The following is a 12,888-nucleotide window of genomic DNA, read 5'->3' as shown; positions in this document are numbered from 1 at the left end:
CCGGCCACCGCCGGCCAGTGGTTCACGCCCCGCCGACCAGCGAGGCGTAGACGATCACGTTGTCCGGGTACCCACCGCCGCCCGAAATCCTCGTGCCGCCGCAGGTGATGAGACGCAGCGCCGGGTGGTCGACGTTCCCGTAGACCTCGTCGGTCGGGAAACGCGACTTCGCGACGGTCTGCACCCTGTCGACGGCGAAGGTGGCGACCGAGCCGTCCGCCCGGGTGACCGCCACCCGGTCGCCCGGCCGCATCCGGTCCAGGTGCCGGAAGACGCCGTCGCCGTACGCCCCGACGGTCACGTGCCCCAGCAGCACGGAGGGTCCGGTCTGCCCGGGCGTCGGCGATCCCCGGTACCACCCGGCAGGCGCGTGCGCCTCGATCGGCGGGACCCGTACGGTGCCGTCGGCCGCGAGGCCGAGTGACATGACGGGCGTGTCGACGCCGATGGCGGGGATGCGCAGCCGTTCGGGCGACGACTTCGCCATGGCCGAGGGCTTGCCTCCCGCGGTCCTGGGTGTGGTCGGCGCCCCGGTCGCGGTCGTGGCCCGCGCGGTGGGCGCCGCTGCCGTCGGGGCACCGCCCGCGCCGGCGTCCGTGTCCGTGGCCCTGCAGCCGGCGAGCAGCACGCCCGCCGCGACCGCCACCACCCACACCCTGGTGGCGGTCCCCCCACCGCGCGGCCCTGGGGCAGGAGCGCCGGTGGCGCGTGCCGCCCCGGCTCCCTGCCGTGACCGGCTGCCGAGCGCGCGCCTCCCGGGCCCGGCGAGCCCGCCGCGCACCCACGCCCGGCGCGCGCCGCGGCGGGTGCGGGGGCGGGTGCCGTGAGGGGGCTCGGGGAGCGGCACCGCGGGCCTGAGCGGATCCGCACCGTCCGTGCGGGGGGCCGGGCCAGAAGGATCCGCGGGCGGCCGCAGGGGACCGTTGCCTTTCCCCGTGGAGGCGGCGGGCGGGCGCGGCGGCACGGTCAACTCCTGGCCCGGCGGCGCCGGGTGGCGGCCGCGACGCCCGCGCCGCCGAGGACGAGGGCTCCGGCGCCCAGCCCGGCGGGCGCGCGCCACGAGTGGTCGCCGCCACCGGTCGCCGCGAGCCCGGTGTCGGGCGCCCCCGCGGGCACCGTCGGCACCTGCCGGCCGGGCGAGGTCGCCGTGGCCGTCGGGGGCGGGGGCTCCACCGGATCGCTGCCACCGGTCCCCGCGGCCATCGGCGTCACGGTGAAGAGGTGGTCGCAGTTCGTGATCTTCCCGGCGATCACCATCGAGGCGGTGTTCCCCGGCGGGTATATCCGTACCTTCGCCGAGGCCGGCAGGCAGGTCCCCTGGTGGTTGATCGTGTGGATGGTGTCGCTCGCCGACCCGCCGGCGCGCAGCACGACCGGCGCGTAGCGGCTCGGCTGACGGCCCGCCGGTGCCCCGATCTGCCTGCCGGCCGCGTCCAGCAGCGACACCCCGGGGTAGCCGGTGAGGTGGCAGGCCGTGGAGCCGTGGTTGGTGAGGACCAGGTAGCGGTAGAGGTTGCCCGCGCCCGCGTCCCCGCCGCCCAGGGCGGCGGTCAGCTGCGAGGTCACGCACATCGGGGTGCCGGGTGCCCGGCCGACCGGGGCCGAGGCCGTCGCGGGGGCCGCGCCCGCGGCCGCCATCGCCAGGACCGCCGCCGCGCCGGCGGCGAGTGAAGTGCTCCGCATGTCCCGTCCCTCGTTTCTCCGGCGGCCCGCCGCGCCCCGGAGCGAGCGCGGACCCGGGCCTTGCCGGGAGTCGCGAGCAGAGACGACACAGCGCTCGCCCGGGTTGTAAAGACTTCGTCAAGTCACCCCGTGCGGAACCGAGTCCGCCGGACCGGGCCCCAACGCGCCCCGCTGACCAGCCGACTTCATGATTGGGGCCGACCTTCACTACGATCCTGCGATGATCATGAGAAGACTCGTGGCCACGGGAATGGCCGGTGGCCTGCTGGCCACCCTCGCCTGCGGGCTGCTGCCCGCAAGCGCCACCGCCGACGACGAACCGGCGGCGCAACCCTCACCGAAAGTCGAGCTCGTCCTCGACGTCAGCGGCTCCATGCGGGCCAAGGACATCGACGGGCAGTCCCGGATGTCCGCGGCGAAGCAGGCCTTCGACGACGTCCTCGACTCCACACCCCCCGATGTCGAACTGGGCATACGCACCCTCGGTGCGGACTACCCGGGCAACGACCGCAAGACCGGCTGCAAGGACACCAAGCAGCTCTACCCGGTCGGCCCGCTGAACCGCACCGAGGCCAAGACCGCGGTGGCGACGCTCGCTCCCACCGGCTGGACCCCGATCGGGCCCGCGCTGCTCGCCGCCGCGGACGACCTCAAGGCAGGCGGCGAGGGCACCCGCCGGATGGTGCTGATCACCGACGGCGAGGACACCTGCAACGCCGACCCCTGCGACGTCGCCCGCGACATCGCCGCCCAGGGCATCCACCTGGTCATCGACACGCTCGGCCTGATCCCCAACGCCACCACCCGCAACCAGCTCAGCTGCATCGCGGAGGCCACCGGCGGCACGTACACCACCGTGCAGCACAGGGCGCAGCTCACCAGCAAGGTGCAGCAGCTGGTCAAGCGCAGCACCGACCCGGTGGCCGCCACCCCGGTGGCCACCCAGGGCGCCGCGAACTGCGCCGACGCACCAGTCCTGAAGGCCGGCCTGTACTCCGACCGCGAGACCTTCTCCGAGAACCGCTGGTACCGCGTCGACGTCCGCCCGGGACAGGAGCTGCGGGCCGCGGTGAGCATCGGCGACGACCGGGCGGTGAACGCCGGATACGGCGTGCTGCTGCGCGGAGTCACCCTGCACGGCAGGGAGATCGTCCGCGACGACGAGGGCGGCAGCGGGCGCACGGACGCGGTCTCGGCCGGCATCCGCTACCCCAAGCCGAAGGCGGACTCGGACACGCCGGCGGAGACCGTGTGCCTCCAGGTCGGCAACTCCTTCTCCGCACCGGCCTCCGTCAAGACCACGCCCGGCCTGCCGGTCGAGCTGTCGATCGACCTGGTGCACAGCCCCGACCAGCCGTCCGACGTGGCCTTCTACGGCCTGGGACGCGGCTGGTGGCTGCTGGGACTGCTGGCCGTCACCGGCGGCATCGCCGGACTTCTGACCGGCTGGGCCGCCCGCTGGCGGATGAACTCGGGGAGGGCTTCCTGATGCGCACCGCACGACGCCTGGCCGCCGCGGGGCTGCTCGCCGCCACCGCGCTCGCCGTACTGACCGGCCCCGCCGCGGCCGACGACACACCCGCGGCCACGCCCACCGCGACCGCCACCGCGGGCGACGACGGACCGCCCACCGAGGCGGGCACCAACTTCCTCACCGCCACGGTGATCCAGCAGGGCGAGAAGGCCACCGCCACCGCCTCGGCGGGCGACTACCTGTACTGGGTGGTGCCCGCGGACGTCGGGCAGAACGTCACGGTGAAGGCCACCGTGGCCTTCGGCTCCGGGTCCGGGGCCACCGCGGCGCACGGCGCCTCGACCTGGCAGATCGACGTCTACGACGGGCTGCGCCGCCGCCAGCCGTGCCGCTACGGCGCCCAGACGCGCACCGCCGCGGCCGACGCGGCCAGCGTCGAACTCGCCTGCACCCTGCGGCCGGTGCGGTCCTGGGCCGACACCTGGTCCAACGACCCGCTGCGCGGCGCCTATTACCTGCGGCTCACCGCGCTGAACGTGCCGGAGGGCGACCTCGGCCAGCCGGTCCGCGCGACCGTCGAGGCCACCTCGCACGGCACCGCGGGCCGCAACGCGGTCGACGGCTCCGTCGTCCCTGTGGTCTCACGCAACGCCCCCGACGTCGCACCCGGCGACGGCTGGGCAGGTACCTGGTGGTCGCCGCGGTGGCTGTGGACGGCCGGCGGCGGCCTGCTCGCGGTCTTCGCCGCGCTGGGCGCCCACCGGCTGGCACGTGGCCCGCTGCGCCCGCCGTCCCGCCGCTCCGGCCATCCGGTCGAGCCCGACCAGCCCTACAGGTCGGCCGGCTACTCCTCCTGAACGCCACGCGCCGCCGGCCGGGCTTCCGAGCCCGGCCGGCGGCGCGACGCACGCCTCACGCCCGGCTACTCATCACGTTCGAAGTCCGCTTCCCACACCTCGCGGTCCAGCGCCCGCTGGGCGGCGAAGTACAGGTCGTGGACGAAACCCATGGCCTGCTCCGGCGAGAGTTCCGGCGCCTCGCTCAGCAGCCGCTGCGTCCAGGTGGCGATGTGGGCCTCCGGGGCGATCCGCGCGGGCTGTGCCTGCGAGCCCGCGGTCAGGCCCGCCTCCTGGCGGTCCACCGCGGCGCGCTCCACGAGCCGGTCCTCGTCGGGGCGCCCCGGCATGCCTCGGCTGTGACCGGTGTCGGGGTCTCCCTCGACGGCCGTGTTGGACTTGTGGTGGTGTGCCATGGCTACTCCTCTCGATGCCGGTGCCGGCCGGCGCCGCGGACCGTGTCGGTGCGCGGAGAGGTCTGCGAGCACATCCGGGGCGGTTCCGCGCCGGACATACTCCTCACTCAAACGCCTCGTCCGCCGGGCCGCAAGCGGGGCGGCCGGCCACACGCCGGCGTCCGTTCGACCGCGGGTGCCCGCAGGGAACGGTCAGGACCCGGTGCCGATGGACACCACTTCCGCCGATGTCGGCCCTCCCGGCGTCTCGTAGTCCACGGCGTCGCCCGCCCGGTGGCCGAGCAACTCGCGGCCGAGCGGGCTGTCGGCCGTGACCAGCGACTGGTCCCGGTCGTCGGCGACCTCGCCCACGTGCAGCGTCTCGGTCGTACCGTCGGCGAACCGCACGGTGACCGTGCTGCCGACGCCCACGGCGTCGGTGCTCGGCGGACCGCTCTCGGTCGCGTCGTGCAGACGCTCGGTGACCTCGGCGATCCGGTTGTCCAGCCGCGTCACCTCCGTGGCGCGCTGCAGTTCGTCGGCCTGGTCCGCGCTGTCGCCCGGCGATTCGGAGTCGTTGCCCTGCAGGGTCAGCGCGACCGACCCGCGTTCTTCACGCAGATCGGACAGTTCCTTTTCGAGCGCGCGGCGCGCGTCGGGGCTGAGGGGCTCGGGGACACCGGTCATGCCTGCTCCCGTGGTCGAGGCGGTACGGAGCCGGGTGAGTGGTCACCGTGTGGAATTCCCGTACACGCCCCCATTTTAGTCGAATTGCCCGAGGGCGGCCCGGTCGCCGCAGCCACCTGTACGGCGTAGCGTGAAAACACGAACCCACCGCTGCGATCAGGACTTTCCGCAGGCGAGGGAGCTGAGAAGGCATGGGCAGGAATTCCCCGGCAAAGGGCCGGCACGGTCTCGCCGCGCGAGGACAGGGAAAGCAGCTCTACTTCCACACGCAGATCCCGCACGCGGAGCGGCAGCCCACGGACCCCCTCCTCGCCAAGCGCCACCGGCCGCACGAGCACCGCCGGCAGAACGGCCACTGGGTCCCGTGACCCGGCTGCGCCGAGGAGCACGCGTCGCAGCGACCCCAGCGAAGGTGGCATGGTGGATACGTCCGATCTGACCCCCCAGACCCTGGCCGACCTGCGCAGGCCGCGGCCCTATCCGGCGATCACGCTGGCGATGCCGACCGATCCCGACCTCCCCTTCGGCGAGAAGGACCGGATCCTGCTGCGCGACCTGGTCATCCAGGCCGGACGCCGGCTGGCCGACGACCCCGATGTCACCCGCGAGGCGCGGCTTGCCCTGCGCGACCACGCGCTGGACGCCGAAGCGATCGAGCGTGCGGGCATTCCCTTCCATCCCGCCGGTGCGCTGGTGGTGCACCTCGCCGTGGGCGAGCCGGCCCAGGTGTGGCAGCTGACATCACCGGCCGTCGAGCCGCGGGTGGAGTTCGCATCCGCCTTCCTGACCCGGTACGCGGTCGCAGCCGAGCAGCGCTCGCGGCCGTACCTGGTCCTGGTCCTGGACCAGGAGACCTGCCGGCTCCACCGCGGCTCGGTGCGGCGACTGGTCGAGGTGACGCGGCACGGATTCCCCGACGTCCCGCGGATCCCCTCTCCCGAGGACTCCCTTCCCGGGCCGATCCCGCACTCGGCGCCCTACGAGAGCCACGACGAGCGGGTCAGGCAGTATCTGCGGACCGTGGACACCCGGCTGGGCGCGGCGCTGAAGGAGTACGACGACGCGCCGCTGTTCGTCGTCGGCAGCCAGAAGGTGCTGTCGGCCTTCAAGGGCCTCACGGGACACGGCGACCGCATCGCCGGCACGCTGCCGCTGACCGGCATGGACAAGGACCCGGAGCGGGACCTGGCGAGGCGGCTGGCACCGCTGGTCGAGGACTTCCGCGCGACGCAGGTCGCCGCGGCCGTCGAGGACCTGGGCGCGGCACGCGCGCAGGGCAAGTACGCGGGCGGCCCCGCGGACGTGTGGACCGCGGCGGCCGACCAGCGGGTGCACCGGCTGCTGGTGGAGGAGAGCCTCGCGGTGGCCGGCCGGATCGGCGGGGACGGCCGCGACCTGGAGGTCGTGCCCTACCCGGAGCCCGTGACGCTGCCGGACCCGCGCCAGGACGGCCGGTCGCCCGCGCACACGGCCGCGGTGGCCACCGACATCGTCGAGCGGCTGGTCGAGAACGCCGTGGAGGCCGACTCCCAGGTGCTGTTCGTGCCCGACGGGACGCTCGACGCCGCCGGCGGCGTCGCGGCGGTACTGCGCTACTGACCCGCGTCCGGCTTCCTCCACCTCGGCCGAGCCTACGGATGCGCCCCCGCGGGACGTCCGAGCGCCGCCGCCAGCTCCGCCGCGTCCGGCGGATTGGCTCCCGCCCGTGACACCGTCAGTGCCGCTGCGGTCCCCGCCCGGCGCAGCACCCCGGCGAGCGCCGGGCCGTCGAGCGCCGCCGGCAGATGCCGCCGGGCCGCCGCCCCCGTGAGCCCGAGCCCGGCCATCGTGTCGAGCGCGGCCGCCATGAAGGCGTCGCCCGCGCCCACCGTGTCGGCGACCTCGACCCTGACCGGCGCCACCGTCACCTGCCCGGCACGGGTGAAGGCCGAGGCGCCGTCCGCACCGAGCGTCACGAAGACGGCCGCAGGCCCGAGGGCGAGCCAGCGCCCTGCCACCGCACCCGCGGCCTCACCCGGGTACAGCCACGCGATGTCCTCGTCGCTCGCCTTGACCACGTCGCTCATCGCCACGCACTTCTCCACCTGGGCCAGCGCCTCGTCCCGCGAGTCCAGCAGCGCCGGGCGGATGTTCGGGTCGTAGCTGACCGTCGCGGACTCCCGCAGCCGCGCCGCCACGCCGAGAGCCGCGGCAGCGCCGGGCGGCTGCACCGCGCCGATCGACCCGAGGTGCACATGCCTCGCGCCGGCCGGCACGTCCACCGGCCGCAGCGTCCACCCGATCTCGAAGTCGTAGGACGCCGCGCCGCGCTCGTCCAGCCTCACCACCGCGGTCGGGGTGGCCGCCCCCTCCTGCCCGTCGGCGAGCAACTCCACCCCGGCCGAGGCCAGATGGCCGCGGATCAGCCGTCCGGCGTCATCCTTCCCGAGCTGGGTGAGCAGCGCCGTGGGGCGCCCCAGCCGTGCCAGCCCGTAGGCGACGTTGGCGGGACTGCCGCCGGGGTGCGCCACGTCGGGCCTGCCGGGGGTGCGGACGATGTCGGCGACGCTCTCGCCGATCACCAGGAAGTCGCTCATCCGTCCATCCTCCCGCGCCCGCGGTACCGATCCGCCGGGGGGCTCCCGCGCGGCCGCCAGGGCACGCGCGGCGCCGCCCGCCTCAGAGCGTCTGGCGGCGGACGAGCGCGTGGAACGGCCCCCCGGCGTCGGCCAGCAGCTCCTGCGGCGGTCCCTGCTGGACGATACGGCCCGCGTCCATCACCACCACCCGGTCGGCGTCCAGCACCGTGGACAGCCGGTGCGCGACCACGATCCGGGTGGCCCGCAGAGCCCGGGTGCTGTCGATCACGGTGCGCTGGGTGGCGTTGTCGAGCGCACTGGTCGCCTCGTCGAGGAAGAGGATCCGCGGGCGGCGGATCAGCGCCTGCGCGATCATCAGCCGTTGCCGCTGCCCGCCGGACACCGCCGCGCCGCCGTCCGGCAGCACCGTGTGCATGCCCATCGGCATCGCCGCGATGTCCTCGGCGAGCCCGGCCATCGTGGCGGCCTGCCAGGCCTCCTCCTGGGTGTAGGAACCGGCGCCGCGGATGCAGTCGAGGATCGAGCCGGTGAAGGGCTGCGCGTGCTGGAGCACCACCCCGCACTGCCTGCGGACCGCAGCCCGGTCCAGCGCGGCCAGGTCCTGGCCGTCGTAGCGGACGCTGCCCGACACGGGGTCGTCGAAGCCGATCAGCAGCCGCAGCAGCGTCGACTTGCCGCACCCGCTCGGCCCGACGACGGCCACGAACTCGCCGGGCGCCACCCGCAGCGACACCTCGTCGAGCACCAGCGGCCCCTCGCCCGGATAGCGGTAGGACACCGCGACGGCCTCGATCGCGCCGGACAGCGCGCCGGGCCGGACGCTGCCGGCCGGCACCTCGGGGGTCGCCGCGAGCACCGGACGCAACTGCTCGGCCATCGGCAGCACGGAGACGGCCGACAGCAGCGCCCCGGTGAGCTGCCCGGTCGAGGAGAGCATCATCGTGGCCGCCGAGTTGAAGGTCAGGAAGCCGGCCGCCGACAGGCTGCCGCGCGCCGGGCCCGCGAGCAGCATGAAGACCGCGAGCGTGCACAGCGGCAGGTAGACCGCGTTGACGACGCTCGCCACGTTGCCGGCCCGGCCCGCCCTGCGCTGGAGTTCGCGGCTGCGGGCGAAGTCCGCGGCCCAGGCGGCGTACGCGAAGCTCTCCGCCGCCGCCACCCGCAGCTTCGGCAGCCCCCTGAGGGTCTGGAACGCCTGGTTGTTCAACCGGTTGCCCAGCTCCACCAGTTGCCGCTGCCAGCGCAGTTGGGCCAGCCCCGCGGCCAGCAGCACCGCGCCGACGGCGGCCAGCATGCCGAGTGCGGCCAGGGCGAGCGGGACGCTGTAGCAGAGCAGCAGGACCAGGTTGACCACGGCGACCGTGCCGGACTGGATGGCCACCGACGTGGTGCCCGACAGCACCCGGCGGATCGCGCTGACCCCCATGGCGGCGCTCGCCAGCTCCCCGGTGGAACGGTGCGCGAAGAAGCCGGTGGGCAGCCGCAGCAGCCGGTCCCACACGGCCGGTTGCAAGGTGGCCTCGATCCGGCCTTCGAGCCGCAGCACCGCGATGTTCTGCACCAGCATGAAGGCCGCGGACACCACCGTGGCGGCCACCACCGCGAGCGCGGCCTGCACGATGAGCCCGTTCTCGCCCTGGGGGACGTAACTGCCCAGGATGCGCCCGGTGGCGAGCGGCACCAGCGCGCCGAGGCCGACCGCGACCAGGCTGCCGGCCAGCAGCCGGACCAGGTCCGCCGCGGTGCCGCGCAGCCCGAAGCGCAGCAGCCCGCGGGCGGAGACCGCGCGCTGCGGCAGCGGGCGGTGGAACATGACGGCCTGCGGGGCGAATCCGGCGGCGTTCACCGGGCCGACCCGGGTGGTGCGGCCGGCCACCGGATCGACCGCACGGTAGCCGCCGCGCCGCCACAGCAGCGCGACCGGTGCGCCGGACGCCGCCGTGCGGCCCACCAGCGGTCCTGCGTCCGTCCGCCACCAGCGCCCGCCGAGCGCCACCTCGCGGGTGCGGAAGCCCGAGGCGACGGCGATGTGCTCCACCGCCCCCAGCCGGGTGCCCGTTTCGGCGCCGGCCGGCTCGGCGACCGTGATGCCGCTCGCCGCCGCGACCAGCCGGCAGACCGCCAAGGTGGCGTCGCCGTCGCCGCCGGAGTCACGGCCCGGCCGGTCGAGCGCCGCCAGCAGCAGCCGCTCCGCCCGGGCGCCCGCCGCCTCGCCGGCCCGGGTCCCGGCCGCCGCCCGCTCCTCGTGGGCGTGCTCCACCTGCTCGATCCAGCGGCCGAGCGAGAGCAGCAGCCGCGACTGCTGCCTGACCATGCGCTGCCACATCGCCCCGTCGACCAGCAGCCGGCCGGCCGACTCCCGGTCGAAGTCGGCGCCCAGCCGCACGCTGCCCGGTTCGACCGGCACCCACCGGATGTCGTCCTGCGCGGACGGCGACCCGGTGGCGGGCCGGCCGTCGACCCGGGCCTCGAACATCAGCCGCAGCCCGCGCCCGACACCGAGCGCGAAGGCCTCCTCCAGCACGCTCAGCGGCGGACCGCCCGCCGCGTACGGATCGGCGTACTGCTGCGGGTATGGCTCCTGCCGGGGTTGCGCCAGGGAGTGGGGGTACGGCGGGGCTTGCGGGCCGGCGAACAGCTCGCGCAGCGCGATCCGCCGCAGCCCGCACCCCGGCAGCGGCCTGCCGACCAGGGAGTGGTGCGGACCGTGCGCGGGGCCGAGCACCGCGGTTCCCGCCTCCAGGCGCCCGAGGTGGTGCCAGCGGCCCTGGCCGTCGCCGCCGACCGCGAAGAGGTCCACCGCCCCGGCCGTCACCAGCCACAGCGTCTCCGGCCCGGCCAGCGCCAGGCTGCGCGCCCCGGCGCAGTCGACCGCCTCGCCGAGCCCGCCGAGCGCCGCGACGACGGGATCCCCGCCGCCGTAGGCGGCCGAGTGCGGCGGCAGCGGGCCGTCCCGCCGGTCTCTGGCGGGGCCGTCGGCCGCGGGCAGCGGCGCGCTCCCGTACGGTTGATGCGGCACCGGGCCGGAGCCCTGGGCGGTCGGCGCGGGGAAGGGACCGGGCGGCTGCGTCACGTCAGTGCTCCCTCACCAGATCCGCGTACGGGCCGCCCGCCGCCACCAGGGTCTCGTGGCGGCCGCGTTCGACGATCGCGCCGCGGTCCAGCACGACGATCTCGTCGCTGTCGCGCACCGTGCTCAGCCGGTGCGCGACGACCACCCGGGCGCAGCCGCGGCGCCGCAGGTTGTCGATGATCAACCGCTCGGTCTCCGCGTCGAGCGCGCTGGTCACCTCGTCGAGCACCAGCACCGCGGGATCGCGGACCAGGGCCCGGGCGATCTCCAGGCGCTGCCGCTGCCCGCCGGAGAAGTTGCGGCCGTCCTGCTCCACCCGGCAGCGGATGCCGCCGGGGCGCCTGGAGACCACGTCGAGGACCGCCGCGTCCGCGAGCGCGGCGGTCACCGCCTCGTCGGGGACGGACGGGTCCCACAGCGCCACGTTGTCGCGGACGGTGCCCTCGAAGAGGAAGACGTCCTGGTCGACGAAGGCCACCGACGCCGCCAGGGTGCTGCGCGGCAGATCCGCGAGGCGCCGCCCGTCGATGCGCACCGTGCCGCGCGACGGCTCGTACAGCCCCGACACCAGCCGGGACACCGTCGACTTGCCGCTGCCGGAGCCGCCGACCAGCGCGACCTGGCGGCCGGGGCCCACCGCGAGCGAGAAGCCGGTGAGCAGGGGCGGGTCGAGCGGGCTGTAGCCGAAGGTGACGTCCTCGAGCGACACGTGCCCGGTGAGCCGGCGCGCGTCGCCTGCGCGCACCGCGCCGCGGCCGGGGGAGTGGACCGGGTCGACGGGGAAGCCCTCCACGTCCCTGAGCCTGGCGAGGTCCGCGGCGAGGTCCTGCGCCCGCCCGGCGACCGCGCTGAGCCGGGTGACGGGTGCGGTGAAGCCGGTCACCAGCGCCTGGAAGGCGACCAGCAGGCCGACCGAGATCCGGCCTTCGACCGCCCGCTGGCCGCCGACCAGCAGGATCAGCGCGCTGTTGAGCGCGGCGAGCGAGGGGGCGACGACCGCGAGCGCCGCACCGGGCACGCCGAGCCGCTGCCTGCCGTCCAGGGTTGCCGCGTGCTGCCCGGCCCACCGGCGGAAGTAGCCGTCCTCGGCACCGGTGGCCTTCATCGTCTCGATCAACTGGAGCCCGCTGTAGGAGGTGTTGGTCAGGCGGGCGGTGTCGGCGCGCAGCTTGCGGGTGCCGGTGGCCCGCAGCCGCACCACGATCCGCATCGCCGCCACGTTCAGCAGCGCGATCAGCACGCCGAGGGCCGTCAGCTCCCGGTCGTACGTCCACAGCAGCGCCGCGTAGAGCAGCACCACCACCGCGTCCACCCCGGCCGCCGCCAGGTCTCTGGCCAGGGTCTGCGCGACCGTGTCGTTGGACTGCAACCGCTGCACCAGGTCGGCGGGGCTGCGCTGGGCGAAGAAGCGCACCGGCAACCGCAGCAGATGCCGCATGAAGCGCGCGCTGCCCAGAGTCGAGGACACCACCCGCCCGTGCAGCAGGTTCGCCTGCTGCACCCAGGTCAGCACCGCGGTGAGCCCCAGCACCACGGCCATCGCCGTGAACAGCGTGCCCAGCAGGGCCGGCCCGCCGCCGAGCAGGAAGGAGTCGATGTAGGTCCGGCTCAGCGCGGGCGCCGCCGCGCCCACCACGACCAGCAGCAGGCTGGCGAGCATCGCGGCCGACATGGTGCCCGACGTGCCGCGCAACCGGGCAGGCAGCCCGCGGACCACCCCGGGCCTGCGCCCGGCCCTGACGAAGCCGGCGTCCGGCTCGAAGGTCAGCACCACACCGGTGAACCCGGCGTCGAGCTCCTCGGGCGACACGAAACGGCGGCCGCGCGCCGGGTCGTTGAGGTACGCCCCGCGCCGCCCCGGCCACCGGCCGGGGCCCTCGTAGACGACATAGTGGTTGAACTCCCAGAACAGCACGGCGGGCAGCGGCAGTTCGGCCAGGGCGGCGGGCTCCGCCTGCAAGCCCCCGGCCCGCAGACCGTAGGTGCGCGCGGCCTTGAGCAGGTTGCCGGCCCGTGAGCCGTCCCTGGACACCCCGCAGGCCACCCGCAGCTCTTCGAGCGGCACATGGCGCCCGTGGTGGCCGAGGACCATCGCCAGGGCCGCGGCGCCGCACTCCACCGCCTCCATCTGCAACACCCCGGGCGTACGCGCCCGGCGGCG

11 protein-coding genes are annotated in these 12,888 nt (G+C 75.3%); 4 read left to right on the top strand and 7 right to left on the bottom strand.

Going from position 1 to position 12,888, the window contains the following annotated elements; genetic code table 11:
* Positions 1-22 precede the first annotated feature (22 nt).
* Both ACGFMP_RS28990 and ACGFMP_RS28985 read right to left on the bottom strand, forming a co-directional pair.
* On the bottom strand, positions 23-649 hold the full coding sequence (locus ACGFMP_RS28990; RefSeq protein ID WP_393675986.1) for a class F sortase: 627 nt from the start codon (positions 647-649) through the stop codon (positions 23-25).
* A 317-nt stretch (positions 650-966) separates the two neighbouring features.
* Positions 967-1,683: a DUF4232 domain-containing protein gene (locus tag ACGFMP_RS28985; protein ID WP_393675985.1), complete on the bottom strand. Its 717-nt coding sequence runs from the start codon at positions 1,681-1,683 to the stop codon at positions 967-969.
* 220 nt (positions 1,684-1,903) lie between these two features.
* Between ACGFMP_RS28985 and ACGFMP_RS28980 the strand changes: the two genes are divergently transcribed.
* Together ACGFMP_RS28980 and ACGFMP_RS28975 are read left to right on the top strand one after the other, a co-directional pair.
* Positions 1,904-3,172 (top strand): VWA domain-containing protein, encoded by a 1,269-nt coding sequence (locus ACGFMP_RS28980; protein WP_393675984.1) that lies wholly within the window; start codon positions 1,904-1,906, stop codon positions 3,170-3,172.
* Positions 3,172-4,014, top strand: a complete 843-nt coding sequence (locus ACGFMP_RS28975) for a hypothetical protein (protein WP_393675983.1) — start codon at positions 3,172-3,174, stop codon at positions 4,012-4,014. Before ACGFMP_RS28980 ends, ACGFMP_RS28975 begins: the two co-directional genes overlap by 1 nt.
* A 65-nt stretch (positions 4,015-4,079) precedes the next feature.
* On the opposite strand, the gene ACGFMP_RS28970 is transcribed toward ACGFMP_RS28975, so the two are convergent.
* Both ACGFMP_RS28970 and ACGFMP_RS28965 read right to left on the bottom strand, forming a co-directional pair.
* Complete coding sequence (locus ACGFMP_RS28970; protein WP_393675982.1) at positions 4,080-4,409, bottom strand: hypothetical protein; 330 nt, start codon at positions 4,407-4,409, stop codon at positions 4,080-4,082.
* Positions 4,410-4,601: 192 nt separating this feature from the next.
* Positions 4,602-5,075, bottom strand: coding sequence for a GreA/GreB family elongation factor (locus ACGFMP_RS28965; RefSeq protein WP_393675981.1), 474 nt, complete (start codon positions 5,073-5,075; stop codon positions 4,602-4,604).
* A gap of 191 nt (positions 5,076-5,266) precedes the next feature.
* Between ACGFMP_RS28965 and ACGFMP_RS28960 the strand changes: the two genes are divergently transcribed.
* Entirely contained in the window at positions 5,267-5,443 is a 177-nt protein-coding gene (locus ACGFMP_RS28960; protein WP_393675980.1) for a hypothetical protein, read from the top strand.
* Between the two features lie 49 nt (positions 5,444-5,492).
* Positions 5,493-6,674 carry a hypothetical protein gene (locus ACGFMP_RS28955; protein ID WP_393675979.1) on the top strand — a complete coding sequence of 394 codons (1,182 nt, stop codon included), beginning with the start codon at positions 5,493-5,495 and terminating at the stop codon, positions 6,672-6,674.
* Between the two features lie 32 nt (positions 6,675-6,706).
* Here ACGFMP_RS28955 and ACGFMP_RS28950 read toward each other — a convergent pair whose 3' ends face one another.
* The 3 genes from ACGFMP_RS28950 to ACGFMP_RS28940 form a co-directional block, all read right to left on the bottom strand.
* Positions 6,707-7,651 carry a carbohydrate kinase gene (locus tag ACGFMP_RS28950; RefSeq protein ID WP_393675978.1) on the bottom strand — a complete coding sequence of 315 codons (945 nt, stop codon included), beginning with the start codon at positions 7,649-7,651 and terminating at the stop codon, positions 6,707-6,709.
* 82 nt (positions 7,652-7,733) lie between these two features.
* Complete coding sequence (locus ACGFMP_RS28945) at positions 7,734-10,598, bottom strand: NHLP bacteriocin export ABC transporter permease/ATPase subunit (RefSeq protein ID WP_393676049.1); 2,865 nt, start codon at positions 10,596-10,598, stop codon at positions 7,734-7,736.
* Between the two features lie 130 nt (positions 10,599-10,728).
* Positions 10,729-12,855 (bottom strand): NHLP family bacteriocin export ABC transporter peptidase/permease/ATPase subunit, encoded by a 2,127-nt coding sequence (locus ACGFMP_RS28940; RefSeq protein WP_393675977.1) that lies wholly within the window; start codon positions 12,853-12,855, stop codon positions 10,729-10,731.
* Between the last annotated feature and the right edge of the window lie 33 nt (positions 12,856-12,888).

The sequence above is a fragment of the Streptomyces sp. NPDC049040 genome (assembly GCF_043197715.1).
Classification (GTDB): domain Bacteria; phylum Actinomycetota; class Actinomycetes; order Streptomycetales; family Streptomycetaceae; genus Actinacidiphila.
This window is presented reverse-complemented; position numbering and strand designations above follow the sequence as displayed.

Coding starts and splice junctions, on each gene's coding strand:
- ACGFMP_RS28960 (WP_393675980.1), top strand. CDS start 5,267: ATGGGCAGGAATTCCCCGGCAAAGGGCCGGCACGGTCTCGCCGCGCGA.
- ACGFMP_RS28965 (WP_393675981.1), bottom strand. CDS start 5,075: ATGACCGGTGTCCCCGAGCCCCTCAGCCCCGACGCGCGCCGCGCGCTC.
- ACGFMP_RS28940 (WP_393675977.1), bottom strand. CDS start 12,855: ATGGAGGCGGTGGAGTGCGGCGCCGCGGCCCTGGCGATGGTCCTCGGC.
- ACGFMP_RS28955 (WP_393675979.1), top strand. CDS start 5,493: ATGGTGGATACGTCCGATCTGACCCCCCAGACCCTGGCCGACCTGCGC.
- ACGFMP_RS28970 (WP_393675982.1), bottom strand. CDS start 4,409: ATGGCACACCACCACAAGTCCAACACGGCCGTCGAGGGAGACCCCGAC.
- ACGFMP_RS28985 (WP_393675985.1), bottom strand. CDS start 1,683: ATGCGGAGCACTTCACTCGCCGCCGGCGCGGCGGCGGTCCTGGCGATG.
- ACGFMP_RS28975 (WP_393675983.1), top strand. CDS start 3,172: ATGCGCACCGCACGACGCCTGGCCGCCGCGGGGCTGCTCGCCGCCACC.
- ACGFMP_RS28980 (WP_393675984.1), top strand. CDS start 1,904: ATGATCATGAGAAGACTCGTGGCCACGGGAATGGCCGGTGGCCTGCTG.
- ACGFMP_RS28950 (WP_393675978.1), bottom strand. CDS start 7,651: ATGAGCGACTTCCTGGTGATCGGCGAGAGCGTCGCCGACATCGTCCGC.